The 6,000-nt window shown below is 50.4% G+C and carries 6 protein-coding genes; all 6 read left to right on the plus strand.

Features of this window, described 5'->3' with window-relative positions; all coding sequences use genetic code 11:
- Positions 1–74: 74 nt before the first annotated feature.
- The 6 genes from pspG (at position 75) to NHN17_RS19320 (ending at position 5,868) form a co-directional block, all read left to right on the plus strand.
- A complete protein-coding gene (pspG, locus tag NHN17_RS19295; RefSeq protein ID WP_255044257.1) occupies positions 75–305 on the plus strand; it encodes an envelope stress response protein PspG in 231 nt (76 codons plus the stop codon).
- 147 nt (positions 306–452) lie between these two features.
- Positions 453–1,097: a TIGR04219 family outer membrane beta-barrel protein gene (locus NHN17_RS19300; RefSeq protein WP_255044258.1), complete on the plus strand. Its 645-nt coding sequence runs from the start codon at positions 453–455 to the stop codon at positions 1,095–1,097.
- A gap of 116 nt (positions 1,098–1,213) precedes the next feature.
- Complete coding sequence (locus tag NHN17_RS19305) at positions 1,214–1,447, plus strand: thymidylate kinase (protein WP_255044259.1); 234 nt, start codon at positions 1,214–1,216, stop codon at positions 1,445–1,447.
- A 146-nt stretch (positions 1,448–1,593) separates the two neighbouring features.
- Complete coding sequence (locus NHN17_RS19310) at positions 1,594–3,423, plus strand: assimilatory sulfite reductase (NADPH) flavoprotein subunit (RefSeq protein WP_255044260.1); 1,830 nt, start codon at positions 1,594–1,596, stop codon at positions 3,421–3,423.
- Complete coding sequence (gene cysI / locus NHN17_RS19315) at positions 3,423–5,114, plus strand: assimilatory sulfite reductase (NADPH) hemoprotein subunit (RefSeq protein WP_255044261.1); 1,692 nt, start codon at positions 3,423–3,425, stop codon at positions 5,112–5,114. The genes NHN17_RS19310 and cysI overlap by 1 nt, the downstream gene beginning before the upstream one ends.
- The gene (locus NHN17_RS19320) at positions 5,107–5,868 is read left to right on the plus strand and encodes a phosphoadenylyl-sulfate reductase (protein WP_255044262.1); all 762 of its coding nucleotides are present in this window, start codon (positions 5,107–5,109) and stop codon (positions 5,866–5,868) included. Before cysI ends, NHN17_RS19320 begins: the two co-directional genes overlap by 8 nt.
- Positions 5,869–6,000: the final 132 nt, after the last annotated feature.

The raw sequence follows: 6,000 nt of genomic DNA on the forward strand, positions 1-6,000 counted from the left end.
TTTGTGCAGTGTCTATGTCATACAAGGCGTATGATGTTGCCAAAGAGCTTATTAGATATAAGGGGGAGCGCGCGATGATTGAGTTTCTATTTTTGCTGGTGTTTGCTGTGGTGTTGGTCTGTACCGGCGTGAGTATCCTGGGTATGGCGTTGGCGGTTGCCGCAGGCTTTGTTGTCATGGCGGTCGCAGGCATGATTGGGGTGATGTTTAAACTGCTGCCTTGGTTGCTGTTGATTGTTGTCGGGGTATGGTTTTATCGTGAGCATAAGGCCGAGCAAACGCACAGAAAGCGATATTACCGCTGATAGTGGCTGGGAATTAGGCCACAAAAAGAATGTAAAATTTTGAAAAGAAAATAGATGTTTGACATTACAGGTGAGGCTTTATTAACCAGCATCTGATATAGTCTGGCCGTTTTTTATCTAAATACTAATAAAGAGCGGAGACTCGAAATGAAAAAATTAGCGCTTTCTGCGGTAGCCGCTGCAGTCGTGCTGTCTGCGGCAGTACCTGCCCAAGCAGCAACGCTTTTTGGGGTAAAAGCCGGTGCCGATGCTTGGTTCACCGATGCCAAAGTTAATGATAGCCGTAGCCAGTCTGACAGCAATACCTCGGGCTCTTACTATGTGGCATTTGAGCACTTCGTTCCATTGGTGCCAAACTTCCGCTTGCGCTACACCGATGTCGACAACGGTAATGTTTCATTCGGTCAAACGGATTATACCGCATACTACGAAATCCTGGATAACAACGCAGTGGCGTTCGATATCGGTGTAACCATGAGCAAGTTCAACTCGGGCAAGTTCAATGATGAGAGCTTCAGCGAATGGCAGCCAAATATCTACGGTAATGTTGAGCTGGGTATCCCAATGACACCTGTATCACTGTTCGGTGATCTTAATTTCGGTAACTATGACAGTACTAGCACCATAGACGGCCAGGCCGGCGTGAAGTGGACCATTCCATTGGTAGCAGCAGATTTGAATCTGCGCGCGGGCTACCGTGTGATGGACTATGATTTTGACTTCATCAAGGGGTCTAACGGTGGTGAATTCTTCGCTGATGGTTGGTTCCTAGGTGCAGAGTTCGATATCTAAGCGGCTCAATTAGCACATTTATTCCAAAGCCACGAGAAATCGTGGCTTTTTTGTTGCCTATTTTCTCGTTTTTGTACCATTTTTATAAAAGGTGTAACTGGAAGGGGCAGAGGCTTATGACGTTAACAGAATTGCAGAACCTCTATACCAATAGCGATATAGTGGAAGCCGTAATCGAACCCTCCATTCAGGCGAATGGATGGATTGTCGAGTTTCGCCATCGCCGGGGCGGCTTTGTCCCTCTTACCGATGGGTCTGGTAGTGAAAAGTGCTATCACGATATTGATACGGCCACCGAGCGGGCATTTGAGGTCGGCTTTCACCAAGTGAGGATAGCCGATACTTTTTGAATACAAAGAAAAACTGCAGTATGAGTTGCAGTTTTTTTTACCTTCCACCCTTACAAATCGTTATAAAACATTCTTATCTATTCTTTCTTGTTATTTCCCTGAGTAGCTAATCTAACCCATACGCAATGTATAGGGATCGTCGTGTCATGTTACTTAAGGAACTTTCAGCTTTGGCCAGCCCGCTCAATGATCAGCAAATAGGTCAATTACAGCAGGCTGCTGCCGAGCTTTCGCCACAACAGTTGGCGTGGATCAGTGGATATTTTTGGGGTCTTAGCCAAACTCAGGTGGCTGGCCAGACTCAGCCTTCTCAGGCCCCCGCATTAGCAACCAGCAATCAACCTGCCGGTAAGCTGACTATTATTTATGCCTCCCAGACCGGGAATGCCAAAGGTGTTGCTGAGCAGCTGAAAGATGAGGCTGACGCCAAGGGCATCAAGGCTGAGGTATTTGCCGCCGGTGACTACAAGGGGAAAAACCTCGCCAAAGAGACCCATGTCATTATTGTGGCCTCCACCCATGGTGAGGGAGAGGCCCCCGATGATGCCATTGAGCTGCATGAATTTCTGCAATCGAAAAAGGCCCCGAAACTACCTAACTTGCAGTACGCGGTAGTTGGCTTGGGTGACTCCAGCTACGAATATTTCTGCCAGACTGCCAAAGATTTTGATGCCTTCCTTGGCAAACTTGGGGCAACAGCATTCCTGCCTCGTCTCGATTGTGACGTGGACTATGAGTCAGAGGCTACGCAGTGGCGTGCCCAGGCTCTGGGTAAGGTTGAGGAAACGTTGAAATCTGAGGTGGTATCCGGTGAAGCGGATGTGGTTCAGTTACCGCTTGGCCAAGCGGCACTAGCGGTATCGGCTTACAACAAGAAGAACCCTTACCCGGCAGTTTTGCTGACCAGCCAGAAAATTACCGGCCGACAGTCAGGCAAAGATGTCCGCCATGTGGAAATTGACTTAGAAGGCTCCGGGCTGATCTACCAGCCGGGAGATGCGCTGGGGGTGTGGTATGACAACGACCCTGCCCTTGCCGAGGCAGTATTAGCCAAAGTGGGGCTGGCTGCTGATGAGCAGGTTGAGGTGGATGGCGAGCCGGTATCACTGAAAGAGGCACTGGTTAAGCATTATGAGATCACACTGTCTAACCCGCAGTTGGTGACCAAATATGCTGAACTCTCGGGCAGTAAAAAGCTGGCCAAGCTGGTCGAGGATAAAGACAAGCTGCGCGAATATGCTGGCAATACCCAAATTATTGATGTGCTGGGTGAGAAAAAAGCAATCCTGAGTGCCGAGCAGCTGCTTGGTTTACTGCGCCGCCTGACCCCGCGCCTGTATTCGATAGCCTCGAGCCAGGAAGAGGTGGGTGAGGAAGTCCATTTGACAGTAGGGTTAGTGGAATACCAGAAAGGCGAGGAAACCCGTCAGGGTGGCGCCTCTGGTTACCTGGCCCAGCGTCTGGAAGAAGGCGACAGCGTCAGGGTCTTTGTTGAGCCGAATAACCACTTCAAGCTGCCGGAAAACGATGCGACACCTGTGATTATGGTTGGCCCTGGTACTGGCATCGCCCCATTCCGTGCCTTTGTACAGGAGCGTGATAATCGTGAGGCTGATGGCAAGAACTGGCTGTTCTTTGGCGACCGTACCTTTACCGAAGATTTCCTGTACCAGGTGGAATGGCAGAAGTACTTGAAATCAGGTGTTGTGGATAGGATTGATGTGGCATTTAGCCGTGATCAGGCTGAGAAAGTGTATGTCCAGCACCGCTTGCTCGAGCACGCTGCCGAGGTGTGGCAGTGGCTGCAGGACGGTGCCCATTTTTATGTTTGCGGCGATGCGACTCGTATGGCCAAAGATGTCCACGAGGCTCTGCTTTCGATTGTCGAGCAGCAGGGAAAACTGAGCCGTGAGCAGGCTGAGCAATATTTAAGTGAGCTGCGCAAGAGCAAGCGTTATCAAAAGGATGTGTACTAATGAGCGAGCAAAAACTGTCGGATAACGAACGCCTCAAGCGTGAAAGTAACTTCTTGCGTGGCACCATCATCGAGGATTTGAATGATCGGATCACCGGTGGCTTTACCGCTGATAATTTTCAGCTAATCCGTTTTCACGGTATGTACCAGCAAGACGACCGGGATATCCGCGCTGAGCGAGCTAAACAGAAACTGGAGCCGCTACAAAATGTGATGTTGCGAGCTCGGATGCCGGGCGGGGTGATCACCCCCAAGCAGTGGTTGGCGATTGACAAGTTTGCCGAGGAGCATTCTCTGTATGGCAGTATTCGTTTGACCACCCGCCAGACTTTCCAGTTTCATGGTGTGCTCAAGCCGAATATCAAACTGATGCATCAAACCCTGAATCAGATAGGGATTGACTCCATTGCCACCGCTGGCGATGTGAACCGTAATGTGCTGTGTACCACCAACCCGGTGGAGTCTGAGTTGCACCAGCAGGCGTATGAGTGGGCGAAAAAGATCAGTGAACACTTATTGCCGAAAACCCGTGCCTATGCCGAGATTTGGTTGGATGGTGAAAAGCTGGAAACGACAGACGAAGAGCCTATCCTGGGCAGCAATTATCTGCCCAGGAAGTTCAAGACTACCGTGGTGATCCCGCCGCAAAACGATGTCGATGTTCATGCCAATGATCTGAACTTTGTCGCGATTGCCGAGCAGGGCAAGTTGATTGGTTTCAATGTGCTGGTGGGCGGTGGTTTGGCCATGACCCATGGCGATAAGGCAACTTACCCTCGTCAGGCGGATGATTTTGGGTTTATCCCGTTGGAGAAAACCCTCGATGTCGCAGCGGCAGTTGTCACCACCCAGCGCGATTGGGGTAACCGATCTAACCGTAAGAATGCCAAAACCAAATACACGCTGGACAGGGTTGGTGTCGATGTCTTCAAGGCCGAAGTCGAGAAACGGGCGGGGATTGCGTTTGCCCCGAGCCGACCTTATGAATTTACCGAACGCGGCGACAATATTGGTTGGGTCGAAGGGATTGATGGTAAGCATCATCTGACGTTGTTTATTGAAAATGGTCGTTTGTTGGATTATCTGGGTAAGCCTTTGAAAACAGGTGCAGCGGAAATCGCGAAAATCCATAAAGGGGATTTTCGCATGACAGCGAACCAGAATTTGATTGTCGCTGGCGTTCCTGCGGCAGATAAACTTAAGATCGAAAAGATCGCCCGTGATCATGGCCTGATCGATGATGGCGTTTCCGATCAGCGGAAAAATGCCATGGCGTGTGTCTCGCTGCCCACCTGCCCGCTGGCAATGGCTGAGGCGGAGCGTTTTCTGCCGGAGTTTGTGACTGACATCGAACAGTTGTTGGCTAAGTACGGCCTGCCCGAAGATGACAACATCATCTTGCGGGTGACCGGTTGCCCGAATGGTTGTGGACGGGCGATGCTGGCTGAAATCGGCTTGGTGGGTAAGGCGCCTGGGCGGTATAACCTGCACCTTGGTGGTAACCGTAATGGTACCCGGATCCCGAAAATGTACCGTGAAAACATTACAGTCGAACAAATTCTTACCGAGATAGATAGCCTAGTGGGTCGTTGGGCCAAAGAAAGGGAAGCCGGGGAAGATTTTGGCGATTTCACTATCCGTACCGGGATTATTGAGCCGGTTCTGATTTCAAAGAGAGACTTTTATGCCTGATAGCCAATATGCCTCGTTGCTGCAAGCCAGCAAGGTGGAGCAGATTCTGAAATTGGCAGAGGTCAATGCCAAGCTTGAAGTGATGAGCGCAGAACAACGAATCCGTTGGGCCCTGGACAATTTGCCCGGGCAGTTTGGTTTGGCGTCGAGCTTTGGCATTCAATCTGCCGTGATGCTGCATCTGGTCACGCGGATCAAGCCTGATATCCCTGTGATTCTGACTGATACCGGTTACCTCTTTCCGGAAACGTACCAGTTTGTCGATGAGTTGACTGATCGTCTGGGCTTGAATTTGCACATTTACCGTGCTGAATTGAGTCCTAATTGGCAGGAGGCGCGATTTGGCAAGCTTTGGGAGCAGGGCCTTGATGGGATCAAGCAATATAACCGACTGAACAAAGTCGAGCCGATGCGCCGCGCTTTGGATGAGCTTGGAGTTTCGACATGGTTCTCCGGCTTGCGCCGTGAACAGTCACAAAGCCGGGCGACCTTGCCGGTGCTGGCGGTGCAAAATGGCCTGTTCAAGTTCCTGCCGCTGATTGATTGGAGTGACCGGGACATTGAGCAGTATCTGGCCCTGTATCAACTTCCTTATCACCCACTTAAAGACGAGGGGTACCTTTCTATCGGGGATACCCATACCAGCCAAAAGTGGCAGCCGGGTATGAAGGAAGAGGAAACTCGTTTCTTTGGCCTCAAGCGTGAATGTGGCTTGCATGAAGATGATGCCGAAGCGGATGGTTCCGGTATCTAGTCGGATCTGCTTGTCTAAATAGCGGAATGAAAAAGCCTTACCCATTGCTGGGTAAGGCTCAGATTGATGACAAAGGCCTGGCTTTTAAGCTAGGCCTTTGATCTAATAGAGGTATCGAAATATGGATATCTC

This window comes from Photobacterium pectinilyticum, assembly GCF_024357955.1.
GTDB classification, from domain to species: Bacteria; Pseudomonadota; Gammaproteobacteria; order Enterobacterales; family Vibrionaceae; genus Photobacterium; species Photobacterium pectinilyticum.

Excerpts from the sequence above, each read along its gene's own strand:
- pspG (WP_255044257.1), top strand. The coding sequence starts at position 75 with ATGATTGAGTTTCTATTTTTGCTGGTGTTTGCTGTGGTGTTGGTCTGT.
- NHN17_RS19300 (WP_255044258.1), top strand. The coding sequence starts at position 453 with ATGAAAAAATTAGCGCTTTCTGCGGTAGCCGCTGCAGTCGTGCTGTCT.
- NHN17_RS19305 (WP_255044259.1), top strand. The coding sequence starts at position 1,214 with ATGACGTTAACAGAATTGCAGAACCTCTATACCAATAGCGATATAGTG.
- NHN17_RS19310 (WP_255044260.1), top strand. The coding sequence starts at position 1,594 with ATGTTACTTAAGGAACTTTCAGCTTTGGCCAGCCCGCTCAATGATCAG.
- cysI (WP_255044261.1), top strand. The coding sequence starts at position 3,423 with ATGAGCGAGCAAAAACTGTCGGATAACGAACGCCTCAAGCGTGAAAGT.
- NHN17_RS19320 (WP_255044262.1), top strand. The coding sequence starts at position 5,107 with ATGCCTGATAGCCAATATGCCTCGTTGCTGCAAGCCAGCAAGGTGGAG.